A 23,517-nucleotide genomic window follows, 5' to 3' on the forward strand; every position below is an offset into this window, starting at 1 on the left:
GGAGGGATGATCATGAACATGGACCGATTTACACAAAAGGCACAAATGGCCATCGCATCCAGCCAGGAGACGGCACTGCGCTACGATCATCAGGAAATCGATGCGGAACATCTCCACTATTCTCTGGTAAAACAGGAAGATGGCTTGATTCCGAAATTGCTGGGATACATGGGAGTGGACGTGGATCTTTACAAAAAAGATTTGGAGAACCACTTGGAGACATTGCCGAAAATTTTCGGTAATGCAGGAAACAGCTACATGTCCCGAAGAATGAACCAGTTGCTGATCGCTGCCCAGGATGAAGCAGGACGGCTCCAAGACGAATACACCAGTGTGGAGCATCTCTACATGGCGATTTTAAAGGAAAAACACGCCGTGTCGGAGAAGTTGTTGAAGATCCACAATATCACCCTGGATCGCTTCATGGAAGCCTTAAGCAAGGTGCGCAGCGGACAGCGGGTGGTCTCCCAAAATCCGGAAGACACCTACGAAGCCCTTCGGCGTTTCGGGCGGGATCTGGTGGAGCAGGCAAAAGACGGTAAGCTGGATCCGGTGATCGGACGAGACAGTGAGATCCGCAGGGTCGTTCGGATCCTGTCGAGAAGAACAAAAAACAACCCGGTCCTCATTGGTGAGCCGGGAGTGGGGAAGACGGCAGTCGTGGAAGGATTGGCACAGCGGATCCTCAAAGGGGACGTGCCGGAAGGATTGAAAGACAAGACGGTTTTTGCACTGGACATGGGATCTTTGATCGCCGGGGCGAAATACCGCGGAGAGTTTGAAGAACGGCTCAAAGCCGTATTGGATGAAGTGCAAAAATCCAATGGACGGATCCTCCTCTTTATCGATGAGCTCCATACCATCGTCGGAGCAGGTAAAGCGGAAGGAGCCATGGATGCAGGCAACATTTTAAAGCCCATGCTGGCACGGGGTGAACTCCATTGCATCGGCGCCACCACACTGAATGAATACCGCCAGTATATTGAAAAAGACGCAGCGTTGGAACGCCGGTTCCAGCCGGTGATGGTGGACCAGCCTTCCGTAGAGGATACCATTTCCATTCTTCGAGGATTGAAGGAAAAATTCGAGATCCATCACGGGGTGCGGATCACCGACAGTGCCCTTATTGCAAGTGCCGTTTTGTCCAATCGTTACATCACAGAACGTTTCCTTCCGGACAAGGCCATCGATCTCATGGACGAAGCCGCCTCCATGATCCGAACGGAGATCGACAGCATGCCGGCGGAGTTGGATGAGCTGAGTCGCCGGATCATGCAGCTGGAGATCGAACGGGAGGCCATGAAGAAGGAAACGGATAAGGCCGCTCTGGAACGGTTGGAGGTCATCGAAAAGGACATTGCAGCACTCAAGGAAAAAAGCCAAGGCCTCTTGGCTCAATGGGAATTGGAAAAACAAAGCATCAAGGGAGAAAAAGAAATCAAGCAGGAGATCGAACAGGTCAATCACCAGATCGAAGAGGCGGAAAGAAATTACGATCTGGAAAAGTTGGCCCAACTCAAACATGGTGTTCTTCCCGGTTTGCTTCAGCAGTTAGAGAAGGCAAAGGAACCCATGGAGAGAAAGCTGCTCAAAGAAGAGGTGACAGAAGAAGAGATCGCCCAGATCGTATCCAAATGGACCGGGGTACCCGTTTCTAAACTAATGGAGCAGGAAAAGGAAAAACTCCTTCATTTGGCGGATATTCTCCACCATCGGGTCATCGGTCAGGATGAAGCGGTGGAAGCGGTCAGCGATGCCGTGATACGTGCCCGGTCCGGCCTCAAGGACATGAACAAGCCTATTGGATCTTTCATATTTCTGGGTCCTACTGGAGTCGGGAAAACAGAACTGGCAAAATCCCTGGCAGAGGCATTGTTCGACAATGAAGAAAACATCATTCGAATCGACATGTCCGAATACATGGAAAAGCATGCCGTATCCCGTCTGATTGGAGCGCCTCCCGGCTATGTGGGATATGAAGAAGGAGGGCAATTGACGGAGCGGGTCCGAAGAAAACCATACAGCGTTATACTTTTTGATGAGATCGAAAAGGCCCATCCTGAAGTCTTCAACGTACTGCTCCAGCTGCTGGACGACGGGCGATTGACGGATTCCCAGGGGAGAACGGTAAACTTCAAAAATACCGTAGTGATCATGACATCCAACATCGGCAGTGAACTTCTTTTGGAAGGCATCGACATCCAAGGCGATATTCCGGAAGAGGTCCGGGATCAGGTCATGAATCGGATGCAGCGTCATTTCAAGCCGGAATTTTTGAATCGCATCGATGACGTAGTTTTATTCAAACCATTGAAGAAAGAGGAGATCATCCGCATCATCGATCTGGCCTTGAGGGATGTGGAAGACCGGCTGGCAGATCGAAAGATCGGTCTGGTCGTAGAAAAGGATGCAAAAGACTGGATCGCCGAGCAGTCCTATTCCACCGTGTATGGAGCAAGACCGGTGAAGCGATATCTGCAGAAAAATGTGGAAACGGTTTTGGGCAAGATGATCATTGGAGGGAGCCTTCAGGAAGGTATGACGGTTCGCTTGACCCTGGAAGAAGGGGCGTTGAATTTTTATCTGGAGGAGCGAGGCGAAAAACCATGATCCAAATCACGGCATTTGCCAATGGCAGGTGGATCCATCCGGATTCTCTGGAAGCCTTGGATATGGAGGGATTTCAATGTTGTTGGGTGGATTTTGCCCATCCCACTTCCCAGGAAGTGGAGTATCTGGACAACTATTTTCATTTTCATCCCCTTGCCATTGAAGACTGCCTCCATTGGCTTCAGCGGCCCAAAGTGGATTTTTACGAGGAGTACAGCTTTTTTGTCCTCCATGCCATGAACAAGGAATCCCTGTCTCCCGACGAGGTCAATTTGTTTGTTGCCGACCGTTTTGTAGTGACCTATCATGAAAAAGATGAGCTGGAGGAATTGGCGTTTGTCCGGGAAACCATTAAAGAAGAAGGAGCTCCGGCCTGGAAAGAAGGAAACATGTACGTGGCTTATCTGATCATGGACACCATTGTAGACGGCTATTTCCCAGCCGTTTTTGAGCTGGAGGACCGTTTGAAGGAATTTGACGACCTGGATCGGCAAAAAAACGGCAAGGATCAGATACAAATGTTGTATACTGTTCGTGGGGATCTATTTAAACTGCGAAGGACCGTTCATGGAATGAGCGACATGCTATATCGGATGCTCCACACCAGCCATGCAAAGAGATTTTCAGAAAATCAATGGTATTTTGACAACATCTACGATCACTTGATCAAGATCGGTGAGACCATCGATGCAAATCGGGAAATGACGTCCGATATTCGGGACAGCCTCATTTCTCTTCATGCAGACCGGATGAACAGCGTCATGACCTTGCTGACGGTGATCACCACCATTTTCATCCCACTGACCTTTATTACGGGAATCTATGGAATGAACTTTAGAAACATGCCGGAAACACAACACCCTTACGGATATTTCTTCATCTTGGGGATCATGTTTATTGGCGGATTCGCCATGTACAAGTGGTTCAAAAAAAAGGGTTGGTTTAATTTTTAATAACGGGAGGATGCCAATGGCAACGTACACAGAAGGACACATGTTGAAAATTTTTATCGGAGAGTCGGAAATGTACAACCACGAAACTTTGTATCACGCCATCATACTGAAGTTGAAAGAGTATGGTGTCTCCGGGGCCACCACATTGCGGGGAATCGAAGGCTTTGGCCAGAACAATCGACGAAGTCACAAACCATTGCACATGCTTTCCGGGGATCTGCCCATCGTTATCGAAGTCATTGATACGCCGGAAAGGATCGATGCCATTTTGGAAGTGATCCAACCCATGGTCAAAGAGGGAATGATCGCCAGGATCCACAACGTGGAGATCATTCATAGCGATTCGTCCATTTGAACTATTTGTTGCATTGACCAGGAAGATATGATACACTTTGGTCAACAGAATAATTCGAGCCAGTGTAAAAGTGAGGCCGTGCAGACAGTTGTCTTTCGACAGTTGTTTGTAGCGGCTTTTTTGTTTTTTACAAACCGGAGTTAGCGGTTTGAATGATGAATCGAGGAGTGATCAAATGTATGACGTGTTGATTATCGGAGCAGGCGTGGTAGGATGTGCGGTGGCAAGAGAGTTGTCCCGATTTGATTTGTCCGTGGGCGTATTGGAAAAGGATTCCGATGTGAGCAACGGCACCAGCAAGGCAAACAGCGGGATCGTCCATGGTGGATACGACGGGGAGCCGGGTACGTTAAAGGCCAGACTGGGCGTGGATGGAAACGCCATGTTCAAGGAACTGGACAAGGACCTCCAGTTTGGTTTTAACAAGTGCGGATCCTATGTTTTGGCGTTTGATGAGAACGACCATGAAGAATTGAAAAAACTGTACGAAAAAGGCATGAAAAACAACACAAGAAACATCTCCCTGGTGGGTCGGGATTTTGTGTTGGCCAATGAACCCAACGTAAATCCCAACATACACTCCGCCTTGTATTGCGGCAGCGCCGGCATCATTTCTCCTTTTGAATTTACCATCGCCCTGGCGGAGAATGCAGGAGACAACGGGGTGGAGTTTCATTTGGAAACGCCGGTCACCGCCATCAAAAAAGGGGGATCCGGATACCTGGTATACAGTGGAAATCAGGTGTTCCAAACCCGATTCGTCGTCAATGCCGCCGGATTATACAGCGATGTCATTGCGGGGATGGCAGGTGCCGGTTCCTTTAAGATCACCCCCAGAAAAGGAGAGTATCTGCTCTTTGACAAGGAAGTGGGAGGTACGGTGGGGTCTGTGTTGTTTCAAACGCCGAAAAAGGATTCCAAGGGGATCCTGGTCACGCCGACGATCCACGGGAACCTGATGATCGGTCCCAATGCCCAGCATGTGGATGACAAGGAATCCCTGCTTACCACCAGGGAAGGATTGCAGGAAGTGGCGACCCAGGCGAGACGGACGGTGCCGAAGCTGGACATGAGCAAAGTGATCACTCAATATGCGGGGCTTCGATCCTCCCTGGAGACCTATGATTTCATCATGGAAGAAACCTTGACCGGTTTCATCAATCTGGTGGGCATCGATTCACCGGGACTCACTTCCTCTCCAGCCATGGCAAAAGAAGTCGTAGGGATGCTGGATGATGCCGGATTGGCAATGAAAGAAAAGAAGAACTACATCTCTTACCGGGCGCCTTACATTCGAATGGATCGGATGTCCAATGAAGAGATCAATGAACTGATCGTCCAGGATCGGCGATTTGGCAAGATCGTCTGTCGGTGTGAAAGCATCTCAGAGGGGGAGATCGTCGATGTCCTTCACCGATCCATCCCGGTGAGAAGCATCGACGGCATCAAGCGCAGGGCAAGAGTCACTTCCGGTCGATGCCAGGGCGGATTCTGCACTCCCCGGGTCATGGAGATCATGACGCGAGAACTTGATCTGGACATGCTGGAGATCACAAAAAACAACAAAGGTTCCAATATTCTGACGGGGATCACCAAAAAAGGACTGGGAGGGATGAAGAAATGATCTACGATATCATTGTAGTAGGCGGCGGTCCGGCTGGATTGGCGGCGGCCGTTACAGCATACGAAGCAGGCGTGGAAAAGATCTTGGTCGTAGAGCGGGACTACATGCTTGGCGGCATTCTCAACCAGTGTATCCATAACGGTTTCGGCCTGCACAAGTTCAAGGAGGAATTGACCGGACCGGAATACAGCCAGCGCTATATTCGGCGGCTGCAGGAGTCGTCCATCGAGGTGGCAACGGAAACCATGGTGCTTAAAGTGACTGCCGACAAGGAAGTCCATACCCTTAGCGAAAAAAATGGATTCCAGGTTTTAAAAGCCAAAAGCGTGATCCTGGCCATGGGATGTCGGGAGCGTACCAGGGGAGCCATCAACATTGCAGGAGACCGTCCTTCCGGCGTATTTACCGCAGGAACGGCCCAACGATTCATCAACCTGGAAGGGTTCATGCCCGGCAGGGAGGTGGTGATCTTGGGTTCGGGAGACATCGGATTGATCATGGCCAGAAGAATGACCCTGGAGGGTGCAAAAGTCAAAGGGGTCTATGAATTGATGCCGTATTCCAACGGATTGACCAGAAACATCGTCCAATGCCTGGATGATTTTGATATTCCCCTTCACTTGAGTCACACCATACTTTCCATACACGGGAAGAGTCGTCTGGAAGGAGTGACGGTGGCACAAGTGGACGAGAATCGAAAACCCATAGATGGAACGGAAGAATATGTTGCTTGCGACACCCTGTTGCTCTCCGTAGGACTGATCCCTGAAAACGAGTTGTCCAATCAATGCGGCATTCACATGGATCCGACAACCAAGGGGCCGGTGGTCACCCAGACAAGAGAAACTTCCGTACCCGGAATCTTCGCCTGCGGCAACGTGCTCCATGTCCACGATCTGGTGGATTACGTATCCGAGGAGGCGGAGACGGCGGCCATGGGTGCTGTCGAGTACATTAAAAATGCATCCGAAAAAGGTGATTTTGCAAAAACCGTCGGGACAGCCGGGATCACTTATGTGGTCCCCCAGTCGGTGGAGATCACGAAAGACACCCAGCGGACCAAAATGTACATGCGGGTGGATCGGGTCTATGCAAATGCCTCTATAGAAGCAACGGTGGATGGAAAAGTCCTACTCTCCAAAAAGTTTGAACGGTTGATGCCGGGAGAGATGGCCAGCTTGCAAGTACCAGGGAATGTACTGGACCAGGCTGCCGGCAAGGAATTGGTTTTTCAGGTGCAGGGAGGTGAGAAGTGATGGAGAAAAACTTTACCTGTGTGGTTTGTCCCATCGGTTGTTCTCTTCATGTAAAAGAGGAGAAGGATGGAAGCATCGACGTGACCGGAAATCGATGCAAGCGTGGACTGGATTACGGGATCAACGAATGGACGGATCCCAGAAGGATCGTCACCTCCACCATTGGCGTTGTGGGCGGACTGGAACCGGTGACTTCCGTAAAAACAGTCTCCCCCATCCCAAAAGGGCGGATCATGGAATTGATGGACATGTTGAACAAGGTGATGGTAGAGGCGCCGTGTTCCGAAGGAATGGTGGTCCTGGAAGGCATATTTGGAGAAGACAACGATGTAGTGGTCACCCGGGACGTCGTAAAAGGATGATATTGGGCACATTCGCTTTTTTTTCGAATGTGCCTCTTTTTTTTATTTACATCAAAAAAGAATTGGTGTACACTATAGTAGGAATTTACCTTTAAGTTGGTCCTGTGAGGCTGGTAAGGTGATGCATAGAGTCGTACGCAGAATCTTTTTACCATGCCGTAAAAAGATTTTTTTTTTGTGCAGAAACCATTGGTTGAAAAGGAGGGTGGACATGACCGATCGGATCGAAATTCTGGATGAGAGTGCACTTCAACGGGCCATCACGAGAATTTCCCATGAAATCGTGGAAAAAAACAAAGGGATCGAAGGTTTGGTCATTTTGGGCATACGAACACGGGGCATGCCCATTGCCAAGCGGATCGCGGAAAACATCGAATCCTTTGAGAATGGGAAGGTGGTTTTGGGTTCGGTGGACATCACAGCCTATCGAGACGACAAGGAAGAGACTGGGGAAAACCGAAGATCAAGCCGCATCGATGTGGATGTAAAAGACAAAAATGTGGTATTGGTAGACGATGTCATCTACACCGGACGAACCTGCCGGGCGGCCATCAATGCAGTCATGGACAAGGGCCGTCCCCAAAAGATCCAACTGGCTGTCGTCATCGACCGGGGACATCGGGAACTTCCCATTCGACCGGATTACACAGGGAAGAACGTTCCCACATCCAGGGAAGAAATGATCCAAGTCTTGTTGAAGGAACAAGATGGAAAAGATGCAGTGGTATTAACAAAAAGAGGAGGAATAGAATGAACACACTATCAGCAGGGAAAAAAGCGATCTTAGGGTTTCAGCACTTGTTGGCCATGTTTGGGGCCACGGTGCTGGTGCCGATCTTGACGGGAATGGACACATCGGTGGCTCTTCTCAGTGCAGGTTTGGGTACATTGATTTTTCACGCAGTGACAAAGAGAAAGGTTCCGGTATTTTTGGGATCCAGTTTTGCATTTATAGGAGCCTTGGCCATGACCCTGTCCCAATACGGTATCGGATCGGTAAAAGGCGGAGTCATTGGAGCGGGCATCGTTTATGTCTTGATGGCCTGGATCATACAAATTGCCGGAGCAGATACGATCCGTTCCTTCTTTCCTCCCATCGTCACCGGTCCGGTGATCATCGTAATCGGTCTGCGGTTAAGCCCTGTAGCATTGAGCATGGCCGGTTATGCTTATGATGGAGCCACCCAGACGGGGTCTGTGGACGGGAAATCCATCATCGTTGCATCCATCGTTATCCTAACCATGATCATCGTATCCATTTTTGCCAAAGGATTTTTCAAACTGGTACCGATTTTAGCGTCTGTCGTCGTCGGTTATATCGCCGCAGCTGCCATGGGGATGGTAAACTTTACGGGCATCCAGGAAGCCGGCTGGTTGGGAATGTCCGGTGTTGCCTGGGAAACGGTCACAACATTGCCGACATTCAATCTGGCTGCCATTACTGCCATCGCGCCTATCGCCATGGTCATATTCATTGAACACTTTGGGGACATTACTACCAATGGTGCCGTTGTCGGTAAAGACTTCTTTAAAGATCCTGGTGTCCATCGCACCATGCTGGGTGACGGACTTGCAACCATTCTTGCCGGATTTCTTGGTGGACCGGCCAATACCACCTACAGCGAAAACACGGGAGTATTGGCGGTCACAAAAGTATACGATCCCTCCGTATTGCGACTAGCAGCCATTTTTGCCATCGTCTTGAGCCTGATCGGCAAATTTGGGGCATTGATCAACTCCATACCTACAGCTGTCATGGGTGGAGTCAGCATCATCCTTTTCGGTATGATCGCCAGCGTTGGCGTTCGGACCATGGTGGAAGCCCAACTGGATTTTGCCCACAGCAGAAATTTGATCATTGCATCCTTGATCCTGGTTACCGGGATCGCCATTGACAATATATTCATCGGTGGAACCTTGTCCATCTCCGGACTGGCCATTGCTGCATTTATTGGGATCGTATTGAACAAGGTCCTTCCTTCGGATATTTGATCTGTTGAATTTGGAAAAAAATAAGAGCCGTTTTTAAAATTGCCTCCCAGGCGGAACCTCCGATTCATTGGAATTGGATGATCTGCTTGGGAGTTTTTTTAACTTGGAAAATAAAAAAACACAATAGGTCGAAAATGAACATTGTGTTAAAAATTGTAAAACTTTAAACGATATTAAAATTCATTTGAAATATCAAATCAAAAAATGTATAATAAATTATAAAAATGAAATGAGTATGACATTTACAATGTCTATACTTGTTTCAAAAAAAATATAAAGGAGTGATTTTTTTGGAAAAGAAACCTTTAAGCAAAACGATTCGAACTTTTTTTGGAGTCGGAGACATGGGATTTTCTTTGATGACATTGGTGGAAATGTATTTCTTCGTTTTCTTCCTTACCAATGTAGCCAAGTTTCCGCTGGCAACGGTTGCCGTGATCGGTACCGCTACCAGTATCGGTGATGCACTGCTTTCTCCCTTTTACGGAGCATTCATTGACAGTATAAAGCCTTTGAAATGGGGCAAGTACCGTTCCTGGTTGCTGATCTGTCCGCCCATTGTAGTGGTCTTGTATATGTTTCAGTTTACAAAAATCGGTGGAGATGCCATCGGCGCCATCATCGTAACATTGGGTTTTGTTATCAGTCACATTGCATGGAATATTCCTTGGGTGGCAAATATTGCACTGATCCCTCTTCTTGCGACAAAACCCAGTGAACGTGGTCTTCTATCATCCCGACGTGCAACTTGGGGAGCTGGGGCAGGAATCATATTTTCTTATACGGGAGCAAATTTGGCCGCTCTTTATGGTAGAGTCACGGGAAATGAAGTTTTAGGCTATACTCTTTTGGCCGGAACATTTGCCTTTATCATGCTACTGGGCTATTGGTTCCATTTCAAAATGACCGAAGGCTATGAAGAAACTGGTGCGGAGGTTGCTGCGAACAAGTCGACCAAGCCTCGCTTGGGATTGATCCAAATGCTGAAAATGGCAGGGACCAATCATTATTTGATCATTCTTCTCATTGGTGATTTCTTCCGCTATATGGCCAGCTTCATCATGACGGCGGCAGCGGCGTATTATTTCACCTATGTTCCCAAAAATGCGGGATTGCTCGCCACGTATCTATTGCTGGTATCTCTCGCACAGTTGGTTGGATCCTACTTGGCCGCACCGCTGACACAGAAAATTTCCTCCAGAGCGGCATCCATCATATCTTTGGTTCTTTGCAGTGCCGCCCTGATCGTAGCGAAGATCGTTGGATACAACATCGTGTTGTTCTTGATCGCAGTGATCACGGCAGCCATCTTTCTTGGGGTGCTTCGAGCCACCATGGTCACATTGTACTCCGATGTTGCCGTGTACAGTGAGTGGAAAACCGGCCAGACTGCAACTGCTTGGATCATGGGTCTGATGAACTTGTCTCTGAAGACAGCCATTATTTCCAGAGGTACGGTAATTCCTTTCGTATTGGCAACAGCCGGTTTTGTAGCAACAGCCGATCCTGCCACAGCATCGAAAGAATTGACCGACGCGGTCATTACTGTATTTGTATTGATCCCGGCGATCTTCATGCTGCTTTCCTCCGTCATCTTGGGATTCGGTTACAAATTGAACCAGGAGAAATTGGAAATATACGAGAGAGAGATCGAAGAAAGAAAAGTAAAAGCTGCGCAATAGACTCAACTACAAAACGGCACCCTCTGAAAAGAGGATGCCGTTTTGTTGAAGTGCAGAAACTTAGACCCGCAAATATTTTGCAGCTGCTTATTGTACTGCTTCGTTTAAAGCGTTGATCAGGGAATCCACGTCGATCCCATGAGCAACGGCACCTTCTTCGATGTTTTCAAATCTTGCAGCCATGCACCCAAAACAGTGCATCCCGAATCGTTGAAAAACATCTATGGTTTCCGGATAGCTGTCCACGGCGGACATAATACCCATTTCTTTTGTGATCTTCATTGACGTTCACCTCCAAATTATTTTCATTATATCACAGGTTTTGATAATTGGAATAATCTCCAACGAATTTTCAAATATATTTGATAAAAAATAAATAACCTGTATAATAAAGATAGGGTTTTGCAATACGTTAACAGGGGTGATGTAATGGTTTACAAAAAGGTAGTGGTCCAAAACAAGTTGGGGCTTCATGCCAGACCGGCGGCACGATTTGTAGAATTGGCCAATCGGTTCAAAAGCGACATTTATATAAAAAAGGAAACGGCCACCGTCAGTGCCAAAAGCATTATGGGGGTCATGGTCATGGGAGTTAACAAGGGAGCGGAAATCATCATCGAAGCCAGTGGATCCGACGAGCAGGAAGCCTTGGAAGCCTTGGTGGAATTGGTGGAAAACAGCCTGGGTGAAGAAGAATAGAACAAAAGGGAAAAGAGATAATGAAAATTATCTTTTTTTTTATGTTGCAAGATTTTATGGTATTATATGTAAGAAGAACGAATCGGAGGAATGATGTATGAACAAGGAAAAAATGGAACGGATCAACGAACTGGCAAGGAAAAAGAAGGATACCGGATTGACACCGGAAGAAGCGGCGGAACAAAAGGAATTGCGGGAAGAATACCTGGCCGATTTTCGAAAAAACTTCCGGGCCCAGTTGGAGAATATTGAACTTGTGGATGAGGATGGAGGATATTAAATGGAGAAGAAGACAACGTTGAAGAGGGAAAATATCAATGCCTGGGAAGGATTGAAGGATCTTCATCCCCAGATCCATTCTTTCGGAGAAGGCTACAAGGAATTTTTGGATCAAGGGAAAACGGAACGGATGTCTATCCAGCGGATCATTGCCATGGCGGAAGAGGAAGGGTTTCGATCCTTGGATCATTATGTGGACCAGGGGGAAAAGATCGGCGTCGGCGATAAAGTGTATGCGCAACACAAGGGAAAACAAGTGGTTCTTTTTCGGATGGGAAACATGGACCCGGAACAAGGTTTTCTCATGGTGGGCTCTCACGTGGATGTACCGCGTCTGGATGTAAAACAGGCCCCTCTTTATGAAGACGGCAAGCTGGCCTTTTTAAAGACCCATTATTATGGCGGCGTGAAGAAATACCAATGGGTGACCCTGCCCTTGGCCATACACGGTACCGTGGTTCGGGCGGACGGCAGCCAGATTTCCATTTCCATTGGAGAAGAAGAATCGGATCCTGTCTTTTTCATCACGGATCTGCTGCCCCACTTGTCCAGAGAGATGATGGAGAAGAAGTTGTCGGATGCTGTTGAAGGAGAGATGCTCAATGTTCTTGTAGGTAGCATCCCGGCGGAGGACAAGGAAGAAAAGGAACGGTTCAAGACCAATGTGCTGCAACTTCTTCATGAAAAGTACGGCATGGTGGAGGAAGATTTTATTTCCGCCGAGTTGGAAGTGGTACCAGCAGGCAAGGCAAGGGATGTGGGTTTTGACCGCAGTGTTATCGGTGCTTATGGTCATGACGACCGGGTTTGCGCCTACACCAGCTTGAAAGCAATCTTTGATGCAGAGAACATCGGCAAATCCGTTTTTGGTCTTTTTGTGGATAAGGAAGAAATAGGCAGCGTCGGAGATACCAGCATGAGCTCCCGATTTTTTGAGAATGTGGTCTATGAATTGTTGAGTTGCGCTATGGACGGATCCGTGGAGAGGGTCCTTCGAAGAGCGCTTCAACGATCCAAGTTTCTATCAGCGGACGTCAATGCAGCTTTTGATCCCAATTTCCCTAATACCCATGACAAGCGCAATGCAGCATACCTTGGGGAAGGGGTGGTACTGACCAAATATACGGGAGTTCGAGGTAAAAACTCCAGCAACGACGCCCATGCAGAATTCGTCGGGGAGATCCGCCGTTTGTTCAACCAGAAAAAAGTGCCGTGGCAAATCGGCGAATTGGGCAAAGTGGATATGGGAGGCGGTGGGACCATCGCATTCATACCGGCAGAACTAGGGATGGATGTCATGGACTGCGGCATCGGTCTACTGAGCATGCACTCTCCATGGGAGCTGGCTTCCAAGGCGGATATTTATGCCATGTATCTGGCTTTCAAAACCTTTTATGAAAGCGACTTGTAAAAAATGAAAATACTTGGGATCACCGGAGGCATTGGTTCTGGGAAAACGGCAGTGGCCAAAATATTGAACAGGGAGCTGGGAGCACCCGTCATCGACGCAGACGATTTGGCCCGAAAAGCGGTGGAACCGGGGACCCCTGGTTTGACGGAAGTGGTGGAAGCGTTCGGTCCTGCCGTTGTTCTGGAAGACGGGTCTTTGGATCGGAAAGCTCTGGCAGCCATCGTCTTTCACGATGAAAAAGCGAGAAAGCGACTGAACGGCATCGTTCATCCCCAGGTCGAAGCATTGTTTTACAAAAAGGTGGAGGAAGAAAAACAAAAGGGTACATCCTGGCTGGTCTACGATTGTCCCTTGATGGTGGAGGAGAAACTTTTTCATCAGGCAGACCGGATCTGGCTGGTCCGGGCGCCGGAGAAAGAACGGATCCGGCGGATCGTCGCGCGGAGCGGGATCACCGAAGAAGAGGCAAAGGCAAGAATGGATGCTCAAATGCCTGATGAAGAGAAAGAAGCATACGTTCACTCTGTGGTATGGAACGACGGTTCCATGGAAGCACTGAGCCGGGTCGCAGTGCATCTGTGGGAAAAGTCTTTCAAAATACTCTTGTCAATTGGATAGATAGCGTTTATAATATCAGTTGTATATTATAAACCTATGTGCGAGGGTGGCGGAACCGGCAGACGCGCATGCTTGAGGGGCATGTGGAAGAAATTCCGTGGGGGTTCAAGTCCCCCCCTTCGCACCATTTTTTTGCCCATTTTCAATGAAAAAAATAGCACACTTTTGAAGATGTTCCTGCGTGGATATCTTTTTGTCGTTGTGTTAAAATGAAGTGGAAAGAACATCGACAAAAGGGAGAATCGTAGGAAACGGGGAGGTAGCGCATGAAGTTGCTGGAAATAAAAGAATTTATTGATGCAAAAGTGTTGTGTGGAGAAGAACATTTGAAAAGGGAAGTGGCCTACGCTTGTGCCTGCGATTTAATGAGCGAGGTTTTGCGATTGGCGGACAAGGACATGGTGCTCATCACCGGGTTGACAAACATCCATGTTCTGAAGACGGCGGAAATGGCCAACATACGCACGTTGATCTTTGTTTGGGGGAAATTGCCCGACGACACTCTGGTACAGGAAGCAAAAGAACTGGACATGGTGGTTCTGTCGACAGAGCTACCCATGTATGAATGTTGCGGTATTTTATATAAGAAAGGACTGGGAGAGCCATTAGAACCATGACAAATATCTATGAAATGGAATATAATGTAAACAACAGGGACTTTGTTGTTGCGGGAGACGTGTCCCGCATCATCAAAAGGACGCTGCAGAGGATCGGTGTAGACCCTAAAATCGTTCGACGGGTGGCCATCGCTTCTTACGAAGCTGAGATGAATATTGCCATACACTCCAATGGAGGGAGGATTTCGGCGAAGATCGATACGGACAAAGTATTGGTTTGTACCCAGGACTTCGGGCCGGGAATACCGGATATCGATTTGGCCATGACGGAAGGATGGTCCACGGCCACTGCTGAGATCAGAGAAATGGGATTTGGCGCCGGCATGGGTCTTCCCAACATGAAAAAATGCTCGGATGTCTTTGAAATCGATTCCCAAGTTCCACAAGGGACGACCATAAAAATGACCTTTTGGTTGACTTGATCGATTTTGGTTGTGCTGCAAAGGTGGTGTAATGATGAATAACGAGTCGGTTCACTCGGTTTATCTGGATTTGGATCAATGCAACGGTTGTCTTACCTGCTTGCGCTATTGCCCAACGGAAGCCACGCGGATCCGTCACGGCAAGGCTACCATTATCACAGACCGCTGCATCGACTGTGGTGAATGCATAAGGGTTTGTCCCAATGGTGCACGAAAAGCAATAACGGATACGATGGACAGTTTGGATAAAAGAAAGTATAGAGTGGCCATCCCATCCCCGACGTTGATTTCTCAGTTTAAGTCCACATTCAGCATCAATCGGATTTTGAGTGCGTTGAAAAGCGTTGGCTTTGATGAAGTTTTTGAAATGGCATACGGGGCGGAGATCGTCGGAAAAGCCATCCAGTACGAGCTGGAAAAACCGGATGCTCCAAGACCGCTGATCTCCACAGCCTGTCCCGCAGTGGTGCGGCTCATTCAGGTTCGTTTTCCCGAATTGGTGGACAATTTGATTTCCCTGGAATCGCCAATGGAAGTGACGGCAAGGATCATTCGGAAAAAACTGAAGGAAGAAAAAGGGTTGGCGGACGACGATATGGAAATCGTTTTCGTGACGCCCTGTGCGGCAAAAACTACCACCATACATAGTTACATTCCTTGGGACAGCGCAAAATCCAGTGTAGATGCCGCCGTAGCCATCAGCGACATCTATCCGGACATCCTTCACCGGTTGAAGACCGTAGAAGAGGAAGATCTTCAAATCTCCACCACCAGAGGGCTTTTATGGGCCCAATCCGGCGGGGAGTCCAGCTTTGTGGCAGACAAGCAGATCATCAATGTAGACGGCATCCACAACGTCATCGACGTACTGGATGAGATCGAAGCAGGACGGCTTCGGGGGTTGGATTTTTTTGAGGGCATGAGTTGTATCGGTGGGTGCGTCGGCGGTTGTTTCACAGTGGAAAACAATTACATAGCGAAGAAACGGCTGTTCGACCGAACAAAAGAAAAAGATGAAGCAAAAAATGACATCACGGATGAAATGATCCGGGAGTATTACAAAAGCGGATTTTTAAATCGGCATGAGGAGATTTTGCCCATGCCCCAAAAACCGATCCACAAGGATTTGGCAAAGGCATTGCAGATGCTGGAACAGATCGAAGGAGTGGAATCCCGTTTGCCGGGGATCAATTGCGGAACCTGCGGATCGCCAAATTGTCAGGCTTTTGCCGAAGATGTGGTGTGTGGATTCATCAAGGAAGAAGAATGCATTTTCCGACTGAAGGAAGCATACAACAACTTGTTGAAAGACAATAAAAATTCGAGTATAAGCAAGGAGCAGACGAATAGACCCTTTGAAGGAACAACCAAGTCATGAAAGGTGTGAAAATCATGAAAACGTATTCTGTGGATGCTTTACTGGCACATGAAAAATTCCAACTGGCCAACCCCGGTGTGGAAACCAACAAGGAGATCGGAAGTGTGTATATAGGCGACCTTCTCAGCTGGGTCATGAGCCATTCCGAGCAGAATTGTGCCTGGATCACCGTCCAGACCCACATCAACATCGTGGCAGTGGCAGTATTGCTGGAAATGAGCTGCATCATCCTGCCGGAAGGCTGCACTCCTGATGAAGACACCCAAAAGAAGGCATTGGAGGAAAACATCCCATTGCTGGTATCTCCCTGGACCGCGTATAACATCGCTTGTTTTCTAAAAGAAAAAATGGAGTCATGAAAAACAAGGCCTTTGCAGTAGATCTTCATATCCACTCCTGCCTGTCACCATGCGGCGATGAAGACATGACGCCAAACAACATCGTCAACATGGCGCTACTGAAAGGATTGGATGTCATTTCCGTCACCGACCATAATAGTGGAGCCAATCTTCCTGCAGTGGATGCTTTGGCCCGGGAAGCAAACCTCGGATTCCTCCCCGGGATCGAAGTGAATACGAAAGAGGAGATCCACGTGTTGGCATATCTACCAAATCTGGAACGGGCCATGGAATTGGATGAGATCATCATGAAGCGCTTGCCGAAGATACCAAACAATGAAAAGTTTTTTGGGGCACAGCTCATATTGAATGAGGAGGACGAGTGCATCGGAAAGATCGGCGACCTGTTGATCAATGCCGTGGACCTGTCCCTTGGTGACTTGAAGACATTGGTGGAAAAGATGGAAGGAGCCATACTCCCGGCCCATATCGACAAGAAGAGCTTCAGCCTGATCGCCAACCTGGGGTTCATACCCCCGGATCTTCATCTCCGCAGCGTAGAGCTCTCCTCGAACTACAAGCAAGGAGACAATACGCTAATGGATTCCATGATCAAGGACTTGAGGATCTTTCGTTCTTCAGATGCCCATTATCTGCATCAGATGTTGGAGAGGTCTTTTTTTCTCCATCTAAAGGAAAAAGATCCCATGGAGGTCATTCAAAAAATCCGAGGAAGTGAGTCATGAAAGAATTGTCACTGCATATCAACGACATCATCGAAAACGCATTAAAAGCCGAAGCCACCCTTGTAAAATTGACCATTGTGGAAGAACCGGTTCAAAACAAACTTCTGATAAAAATCAGCGATAACGGCAAAGGGATGCCCAAGGAATTTAGAAGCAGGGCAATGGATCCGTTCACCACCAGTAGGACGACCAGACCCGTTGGATTGGGTCTTTCTCTTTTTGAAGCATCGGCAAAACGTTCCGGCGGATCCTTGAAATTATTATCCAAGGAAAACGTCGGCACAGTGGTCCTTGCACGTTTTCAGTACGATCACATCGATCGGGCACCTTTGGGGAACATGGTCTCTACCATAACTGCCGTGATCTTGGGATTGAACAAGGCTGATTTTATTTATGTGCATCGAATAGGAGGGGAAACCTTTCGACTGGACACCAGGGAGATCCGACAGATGCTGGGAGACAAGGTGGATTTGAATGACATGGAGGTGATCCGCTGGGTCAGGGGATATGTAAGGGAAGGGTTGGCAGAATTGGAAGACCAACGTTAAATCCGGTTATTTGTTTAAAAAATATCAAAGATCTTTTAAAACGATCCATATTTATTAAAATCATTATCGATGATTTTCAAAAAAAATGTATAATTAGCCTGAAATCAGGAAATTCAGCTTTATTATTTGAGATATATGTATTAAAATGAGAACAATCGTCCTATTACGTTTCAGCAAAAACGTTTAATTATTAACAAATCAGAAGTCTTGATACGTGGAGCTGATATGGTATAATGGGTAAGATTATAGAACTTGTATACAATATTCATACAATGTGAGGTGTTAAGTAATGGATGTGAAACATTCAACATTCAAGGGTGGGATCCATCCTCCGTATCGCAAGGAGTTGACAAAGGACAAGCCCCTGAAAGTAGCCAGAACGCCGGATCAGGTCGTGATCCCCATGTCATTGCATATTGGTGCGCCGTGTACTCCCATGGTAAAGAAAGGGGATACGGTAAAAAAAGGACAACGGATCGGAGATCCAAACGGATTTGTATCTGTACCGATCCATGCCAGCGTATCGGGTCAAGTAGTGGCAGTAGAACCGAGACTCCATCCCAACGGCCAGCAGGTGATGTCGGTGGTGATCCAGAATGATGGTTTGGAGACCCTGTCGGAAGAGGTGGTACCCAAAGGCGAACTGGATAACCTGGAACCGGCAGCGATCAAGGAGATCATCTTGAATGCCGGAATTGTCGGATTGGGTGGAGCAACCTTTCCCACCCATGTCAAATTGTCGCCGCCACCGGACAAGAAGATCGACTTTGTCGTGATCAATGCGGCAGAATGTGAGCCGTACCTGACCACAGACGACCAGCTTATGCGGGTCTATCCCGAAAAAATCATTTATGGGTTGAAAGCCATGATGAAGGTTTTGGGCGTGGACAAAGGCTTTATCGGAATCGAAGACAACAAGCCGGAAGCGTTGGAGGCCATATACCAGGCCATCGACGACAAAGGGAAAATCGAAGTATTTTCACTCCATACCAAATATCCTCAAGGTTCGGAAAAACAGTTGATCACTGCCGTTACCGGCCGTGAAGTACCTTCCGGTGGATTGCCCATGGATGCAGGTGTGGTGGTGTCCAATGTAGGTACGGCTGTTGCCGTCAGCGACGCCATCCAGCTGGGAATGCCTTTGGTGGAGCGGGTAGTCACTGTTACCGGCAGTGCCATAGCAGATCCCCAAACATTGATGGTAAAGATCGGAACTTCTGTGAATCATCTGATCGACGAGTGTGGAGGATTCAGCGAACCGCCGGCAAAGATCATCAATGGTGGACCCATGATGGGAATCGCACAATTTTCGTCGGAGATCCCCGTCATAAAAGGAACGTCCGGGATCCTTTGTCTCAATGAAAAAGATGCTCATGTGGAAGAACCGTCGGCTTGCATTCGGTGTGGAAAATGCGTCAGTGTTTGTCCAGTGAAGCTGTTGCCTTTATACCTTTCCGAATACTCCCTCCGAGGAGATTATGACACTTGCAAAAAATACCATGCACTGGATTGCGTGGAATGCGGAAGCTGCTCCTTTATATGTCCGGCAAAACGAACGTTGGTTTCGTCCATTCGAGTCGCAAAAAGGGAAATCATCGCAAGCAGCAGAAAAGGAAACTAGGGGGATAAAGGATCATGAATGAACAATTGTTAACCGTCTCATCATCGCCGCACATCCGGGCATCCCATAGTACTGCATCCATCATGCGGGATGTGGTCATTGCCCTGTTGCCTGCCATGGCGGCCGGAATCATATTTTTGGGGATCAATGCGGCAATTTTGACGTTGATTTGCATCGTCACCAGCGTATTGACCGAGTTTGTCGTACAGAGATTCATCATGAAAAGAAAAGTTACCGTCACCGATTGGAGTGCAGTGGTCACGGGAATCCTTCTTGGATTCAACTTGCCTGTGACAGCGCCCTGGTGGTTGGCTGTCATCGGATCCATATTTGCCATTGCCATCGTAAAGCAGGCCTTTGGCGGTATCGGACAGAACTTCATCAATCCGGCCTTGGCGGCAAGGGCATTTTTGCTGGCATCCTGGCCGACGAGAATGACCTCTGCAGCATTTGTTACGGATACGTACACAACGGCCACTCCTCTTGCACTTTTAAAGAGCGGAGAAGTGACAGCAGCCGGATTGCCTAGCTACATGGACTTGTTTATGGGAAACATTGGAGGATCCATTGGTGAAATTTCGGCCTTGGCCTTGTTGATCGGAGGGATCTATCTCATCGTGCGACAAGTGATCAGTTGGAGGATCCCGGTCATCTTTATTGGAACGGTCATGGTATTTACGTTTGCAGCAGGGCAAGATCCCCTGTACCACGCCATGGCTGGTGGTTTGCTGCTTGGAGCGTTTTTTATGGCAACGGACTATTCCTCTTCGCCGGTAACGGTTCGGGGCCAGATCATTTATGCTTTGGGCTGCGGGATCATTACCAGCGTCATTCGACTTTGGGGAGGATACCCGGAAGGGGTCTCCTATTCCATCTTGTTGATGAATGTGGCAACTCCGTTGATCGAACGATTCAGTATGCCTAAAATTTACGGGGAGGTGAAGGGCGATGCGTGAAATAGTACGGTTGTCTTTGGTCTTGTTTGTCATAGCTGCCATCTCCGCCTTGTTGTTGGGTGCGACCAATTACGTAACAAGAGACATCATAGCAGAACAGATCCGGGTCCAGAATGAACAGGCCAGGATCGAAGTATTGGGGGAAGCGGATGCCTTTGAACAAATGGATCCGGCCCAACTTCGTTCCCTGGTGGAAAATCTGGGTTTTGAAAATCCGGAGATCATGGAAGAAGTGTATATTGGGAAAAAGAGCGGAGAGATCATTGGCTATACCTTCAAATCCTTGCCGAAAGGATACGGAGGCAATATAACGGTCCTTACCGGCATTGCCTTGGATGGAACCGTCACCGGCATGCGGGTGGTCAGCCACAGCGAGACACCTGGTTTGGGAGCCAAATCCACGGAGCCGGCGTTTATGGACCAGTTCCAGGGTTTGTCCGCAGGCGAACCTGTGTCCGTTATCAAGAGCGGAACGTCCCAGGGCAATGAAGTGAACGCCATCACCGGTTCCACCATTACTTCCCAGGGCGTGACCGACGGTGTGAATGCTTCCATTGAAGTGTTCGGCGAACTTAATAAGTAGGGTGGAGGTGTAATAATCATGGAATTTGGAAAAAACTTATTTAATGGAATTATTCCCGAAAACCCGATCTTTCGATTGATGCTGGGCATGTGTCCCACGCTGGCCGTTACCACATCGGCCGTCAACGGAGTGGGAATGGGACTATCTACAACAGTGGTGCTGATCGGATCCAACGTGGTCATCGCGTTGTTGAAGAAAGTCATCCCGGATAAAATTCGGATCCCCGCTTTTATCGTGGTCATTGCCACGTTTGTAACACTGGTGGGATTGTTGTTGAAAGCTTATATTCCGGCATTGGATCAATCCTTGGGGTTGTTCATCCCATTGATCGTGGTCAACTGCATCATTCTGGCTCGAGCGGAAGCCTTTGCTTCCAAAAATACGGTCATGAATTCTTTGGCGGACGGCTTGGGAATGGGTCTGGGCTTTACCCTGGCGTTGACCATCATTGCATCCATTCGAGAACTTTTCGGTGCTGGAAGCATATTTGGGATCTCCATCCTTGGCGCGAGTTTTGAGCCGGCCTTGATGATGATTCTTCCTCCGGGAGCTTTTCTGACACTGGGTCTGTTGTTGGCACTTTTAAACAAAGTGACCGCATCGAAGTAGAGGGGGGAGAGACATGGTAAAATTATTCGTCATTTTATTGAGTGCCATCCTGGTCAATAACTTTGTGTTGTCTCGATTCTTGGGGATCTGTCCGTTTTTGGGCGTATCCAAGCAAGTAGAGACAGCCGTAGGCATGGGAGCGGCGGTAACTTTTGTTATGGTATTGGCCAGTGCCATTACCTACGTGATCCAATACGCCGTGCTGGAACGATTTGGTTTGGAGTACCTGCAGACCATCGCATTTATTCTGGTCATTGCGACCCTGGTCCAGTTTGTGGAAATGGTCATACAAAAGTCCAGTCCAACACTGTATCAGGCGTTGGGGGTGTATCTGCCTCTGATCACGACAAACTGTGCCGTTTTGGGTGTTGCCATTTTGAACATAGAACAAAAATACAACTTTATCGAGACGCTGGTCCATGGATTTGGAGCCGCAGTCGGCTTTACCCTGGCCATCGTCTTGTTTGCTGGAATTCGAGAACGTCTCGTGATGTCAGATGTGCCCCAACCATTGCAGGGATTTCCCATTGCATTGATTACGGCAAGCTTGATGTCCATGGCCTTCCTTGGATTTCAAGGCTTGTTATAGGAGGAGGAGCGTATGATCGGTGAATTGATAACTCCCGTATTGTGGCTTGGGGTCTTCGGTCTGCTCTTCGGAGGTGGTTTGGCGTTTGCGTCCAGGGTGTTTGCCGTGGAAGTGGATCCAAAAGTGCCTTTGTTGAAAGACGTGTTGCCCGGCGCCAATTGCGGCGGCTGCGGATATCCGGGTTGCGATGCCTTTGCGGCAGCGCTGGCATCCGGAGAAGCACCGGCAAACGGCTGTCCCGTTGGAGGTGCTGCTGTAACGGAAAAAGTAGCGGAAATCTTAGGGGTTGCTGCAGATGAAGGGGAGCGTATGGTTGCCCGGGTCATTTGCAACGGCACTTATGACAATGCTGTGGAACGTGCAAAATATTATGGTGTCATGGATTGCCGGGAAGCCAACATTGCCAACGGCGGCAGCAAAGGCTGTCAGTACGGTTGCATGGGTCTTGGGACCTGCGAGCGGGTATGTCCTTTTGATGCCATCCATGTCAACGACCAGGGTGTGGCTGTTGTAGACAAGGAGAAGTGTACGGCTTGCAACAAATGCGTGGTCGCCTGCCCGAAAAATGTCATTAAACTGGTACCGGCTTCTAAAGGAGTTCATGTAGACTGCAATTCCCTGGACAAGGGAAAAGACGTGAAAGCCAACTGCAAAGTGGGCTGCATCGGATGTCAGATCTGCGTGAAAAACTGTCCGGAAAAAACCATCGGATTTGAAAACAATCTGGCTTTCATCAAGTATGAAGGTTGTACCGAGTGTCAAATCTGTGTACAAAAATGTCCGACAAAAGCTATCAGCGGACAATTGGAAAAGCTGCGGGAACAGGCGGCAAACCAATAAAGTCTACTTGAAGCCTTCGCATATTTGCGAAGGCTTTTTTAACGGGATCATCGATTTTCAGGTTGGATCAGATCGTGTACAATGTATAATTTTCCGTACACTGTTTACTTGACTGCCCATTTAATTTATAATAAGGATAAATTAGAAGGAGAAATCGACCATGAGAGTAAACGGCAGCAAAGGGCTTTTTATCTTTATATTATTGTTTTCACTGATTGCCGGAACATTTATCGGTGAATTGTTGGGACCCACCATCCCGATTTTTGCGAGAGGGTTTGATTTGAGCCTGTTCAATCAAGGATCCGGTTCCTGGATCGTGGATCTACATTCCATCAAGCTGAACTTGGGCTTGTATATGAAATTGAATCTTGGCAGTATCCTGTTTCTTATTGCCGCGATCGCAGTATTTTATAAAAAGTAAAGGGGCGT

27 protein-coding genes and 1 tRNA gene are annotated in these 23,517 nt (G+C 48.2%); 27 read left to right on the forward strand and 1 reads right to left on the reverse strand.

Translation table 11 applies throughout. The features are described 5' to 3' along the window. Positions 1–12: 12 nt before the first annotated feature. The 9 genes from clpB to J0B03_RS09145 all read left to right on the forward strand — a co-directional run bounded on the left by clpB (position 13) and on the right by J0B03_RS09145 (position 10,834). A complete protein-coding gene (clpB, locus tag J0B03_RS09105) occupies positions 13–2,610 on the forward strand; it encodes an ATP-dependent chaperone ClpB (RefSeq protein ID WP_207299301.1) in 2,598 nt (865 codons plus the stop codon). Then, positions 2,607–3,563: a magnesium/cobalt transporter CorA gene (corA, locus tag J0B03_RS09110; protein ID WP_207299302.1), complete on the forward strand. Its 957-nt coding sequence runs from the start codon at positions 2,607–2,609 to the stop codon at positions 3,561–3,563. The genes clpB and corA overlap by 4 nt, the downstream gene beginning before the upstream one ends. Positions 3,564–3,579: 16 nt before the next feature. Next, positions 3,580–3,918, forward strand: a complete 339-nt coding sequence (locus J0B03_RS09115; RefSeq protein WP_207299303.1) for a DUF190 domain-containing protein — start codon at positions 3,580–3,582, stop codon at positions 3,916–3,918. Between the two features lie 175 nt (positions 3,919–4,093). After that, on the forward strand, positions 4,094–5,542 hold the full coding sequence (locus J0B03_RS09120; protein ID WP_207299304.1) for an NAD(P)/FAD-dependent oxidoreductase: 1,449 nt from the start codon (positions 4,094–4,096) through the stop codon (positions 5,540–5,542). Next, positions 5,539–6,798 carry an NAD(P)/FAD-dependent oxidoreductase gene (locus tag J0B03_RS09125; protein ID WP_207299305.1) on the forward strand — a complete coding sequence of 420 codons (1,260 nt, stop codon included), beginning with the start codon at positions 5,539–5,541 and terminating at the stop codon, positions 6,796–6,798. Before J0B03_RS09120 ends, J0B03_RS09125 begins: the two co-directional genes overlap by 4 nt. Further along, the gene (locus tag J0B03_RS09130; RefSeq protein ID WP_246798227.1) at positions 6,798–7,160 is read left to right on the forward strand and encodes a DUF1667 domain-containing protein; all 363 of its coding nucleotides are present in this window, start codon (positions 6,798–6,800) and stop codon (positions 7,158–7,160) included. The genes J0B03_RS09125 and J0B03_RS09130 overlap by 1 nt, the downstream gene beginning before the upstream one ends. Positions 7,161–7,371: 211 nt before the next feature. Beyond that, entirely contained in the window at positions 7,372–7,914 is a 543-nt protein-coding gene (gene pyrR, locus J0B03_RS09135; RefSeq protein ID WP_207299307.1) for a bifunctional pyr operon transcriptional regulator/uracil phosphoribosyltransferase PyrR, read from the forward strand. After that, entirely contained in the window at positions 7,911–9,152 is a 1,242-nt protein-coding gene (locus J0B03_RS09140) for a uracil-xanthine permease family protein (RefSeq protein WP_207299308.1), read from the forward strand. Before pyrR ends, J0B03_RS09140 begins: the two co-directional genes overlap by 4 nt. 290 nt (positions 9,153–9,442) lie before the next feature. Beyond that, entirely contained in the window at positions 9,443–10,834 is a 1,392-nt protein-coding gene (locus J0B03_RS09145; RefSeq protein ID WP_207299309.1) for an MFS transporter, read from the forward strand. Between the two features lie 87 nt (positions 10,835–10,921). Here J0B03_RS09145 and J0B03_RS09150 read toward each other — a convergent pair whose 3' ends face one another. Next, the gene (locus tag J0B03_RS09150; RefSeq protein ID WP_207299310.1) at positions 10,922–11,116 is read right to left on the reverse strand and encodes a DUF1858 domain-containing protein; all 195 of its coding nucleotides are present in this window, start codon (positions 11,114–11,116) and stop codon (positions 10,922–10,924) included. Between the two features lie 147 nt (positions 11,117–11,263). Here J0B03_RS09150 and J0B03_RS09155 point away from each other — a divergent pair, with 147 nt between their 5' ends. From J0B03_RS09155 to J0B03_RS09240, 18 genes are all read left to right on the forward strand, one after another. Next, the gene (locus J0B03_RS09155) at positions 11,264–11,533 is read left to right on the forward strand and encodes an HPr family phosphocarrier protein (RefSeq protein ID WP_207299311.1); all 270 of its coding nucleotides are present in this window, start codon (positions 11,264–11,266) and stop codon (positions 11,531–11,533) included. Between the two features lie 97 nt (positions 11,534–11,630). After that, the gene (locus J0B03_RS09160) at positions 11,631–11,813 is read left to right on the forward strand and encodes a DUF896 domain-containing protein (RefSeq protein WP_207299312.1); all 183 of its coding nucleotides are present in this window, start codon (positions 11,631–11,633) and stop codon (positions 11,811–11,813) included. Further along, positions 11,814–13,223: an aminopeptidase gene (locus J0B03_RS09165; RefSeq protein WP_207299313.1), complete on the forward strand. Its 1,410-nt coding sequence runs from the start codon at positions 11,814–11,816 to the stop codon at positions 13,221–13,223. Positions 13,224–13,226: 3 nt separating this feature from the next. Next, positions 13,227–13,841: a dephospho-CoA kinase gene (gene coaE, locus J0B03_RS09170; protein ID WP_207299314.1), complete on the forward strand. Its 615-nt coding sequence runs from the start codon at positions 13,227–13,229 to the stop codon at positions 13,839–13,841. A gap of 40 nt (positions 13,842–13,881) precedes the next feature. Further along, positions 13,882–13,968 (forward strand) — tRNA-Leu (locus J0B03_RS09175). 139 nt (positions 13,969–14,107) lie between these two features. Next, the gene (locus J0B03_RS09180; RefSeq protein WP_207299315.1) at positions 14,108–14,458 is read left to right on the forward strand and encodes a DRTGG domain-containing protein; all 351 of its coding nucleotides are present in this window, start codon (positions 14,108–14,110) and stop codon (positions 14,456–14,458) included. After that, on the forward strand, positions 14,455–14,880 hold the full coding sequence (locus J0B03_RS09185; protein ID WP_207299316.1) for an ATP-binding protein: 426 nt from the start codon (positions 14,455–14,457) through the stop codon (positions 14,878–14,880). The genes J0B03_RS09180 and J0B03_RS09185 overlap by 4 nt, the downstream gene beginning before the upstream one ends. 34 nt (positions 14,881–14,914) lie before the next feature. Then, on the forward strand, positions 14,915–16,258 hold the full coding sequence (locus J0B03_RS09190) for a [Fe-Fe] hydrogenase large subunit C-terminal domain-containing protein (protein ID WP_207299317.1): 1,344 nt from the start codon (positions 14,915–14,917) through the stop codon (positions 16,256–16,258). A gap of 14 nt (positions 16,259–16,272) precedes the next feature. Then, positions 16,273–16,617: an AraC family transcriptional regulator gene (locus J0B03_RS09195; RefSeq protein WP_207299318.1), complete on the forward strand. Its 345-nt coding sequence runs from the start codon at positions 16,273–16,275 to the stop codon at positions 16,615–16,617. Next, positions 16,614–17,342, forward strand: a complete 729-nt coding sequence (locus J0B03_RS09200; protein ID WP_207299319.1) for a PHP domain-containing protein — start codon at positions 16,614–16,616, stop codon at positions 17,340–17,342. The genes J0B03_RS09195 and J0B03_RS09200 overlap by 4 nt, the downstream gene beginning before the upstream one ends. Further along, a complete protein-coding gene (locus J0B03_RS09205; protein ID WP_207299320.1) occupies positions 17,339–17,890 on the forward strand; it encodes an ATP-binding protein in 552 nt (183 codons plus the stop codon). Before J0B03_RS09200 ends, J0B03_RS09205 begins: the two co-directional genes overlap by 4 nt. Before the next feature lie 289 nt (positions 17,891–18,179). Beyond that, positions 18,180–19,511, forward strand: coding sequence for an electron transport complex subunit RsxC (gene rsxC / locus J0B03_RS09210; RefSeq protein WP_374058603.1), 1,332 nt, complete (start codon positions 18,180–18,182; stop codon positions 19,509–19,511). A 14-nt stretch (positions 19,512–19,525) separates the two neighbouring features. After that, positions 19,526–20,467: an RnfABCDGE type electron transport complex subunit D gene (locus J0B03_RS09215; protein ID WP_207299321.1), complete on the forward strand. Its 942-nt coding sequence runs from the start codon at positions 19,526–19,528 to the stop codon at positions 20,465–20,467. Then, positions 20,460–21,050: an RnfABCDGE type electron transport complex subunit G gene (locus J0B03_RS09220; RefSeq protein ID WP_207299322.1), complete on the forward strand. Its 591-nt coding sequence runs from the start codon at positions 20,460–20,462 to the stop codon at positions 21,048–21,050. The genes J0B03_RS09215 and J0B03_RS09220 overlap by 8 nt, the downstream gene beginning before the upstream one ends. 18 nt (positions 21,051–21,068) lie before the next feature. Further along, positions 21,069–21,659, forward strand: coding sequence for an electron transport complex subunit RsxE (gene rsxE, locus J0B03_RS09225; protein ID WP_207299323.1), 591 nt, complete (start codon positions 21,069–21,071; stop codon positions 21,657–21,659). 13 nt (positions 21,660–21,672) lie between these two features. After that, the gene (gene rsxA, locus J0B03_RS09230) at positions 21,673–22,248 is read left to right on the forward strand and encodes an electron transport complex subunit RsxA (protein ID WP_207299324.1); all 576 of its coding nucleotides are present in this window, start codon (positions 21,673–21,675) and stop codon (positions 22,246–22,248) included. A 12-nt stretch (positions 22,249–22,260) separates the two neighbouring features. Continuing rightward, complete coding sequence (locus tag J0B03_RS09235) at positions 22,261–23,088, forward strand: RnfABCDGE type electron transport complex subunit B (protein ID WP_246798120.1); 828 nt, start codon at positions 22,261–22,263, stop codon at positions 23,086–23,088. Positions 23,089–23,248: 160 nt separating this feature from the next. Further along, positions 23,249–23,509 carry a DUF4321 domain-containing protein gene (locus J0B03_RS09240; RefSeq protein WP_207299325.1) on the forward strand — a complete coding sequence of 87 codons (261 nt, stop codon included), beginning with the start codon at positions 23,249–23,251 and terminating at the stop codon, positions 23,507–23,509. Positions 23,510–23,517: the final 8 nt, after the last annotated feature.

It is taken from the genome of Alkalibacter rhizosphaerae (assembly GCF_017352215.1).
GTDB lineage: Bacteria > Bacillota > Clostridia > Eubacteriales > Alkalibacteraceae > Alkalibacter > Alkalibacter rhizosphaerae.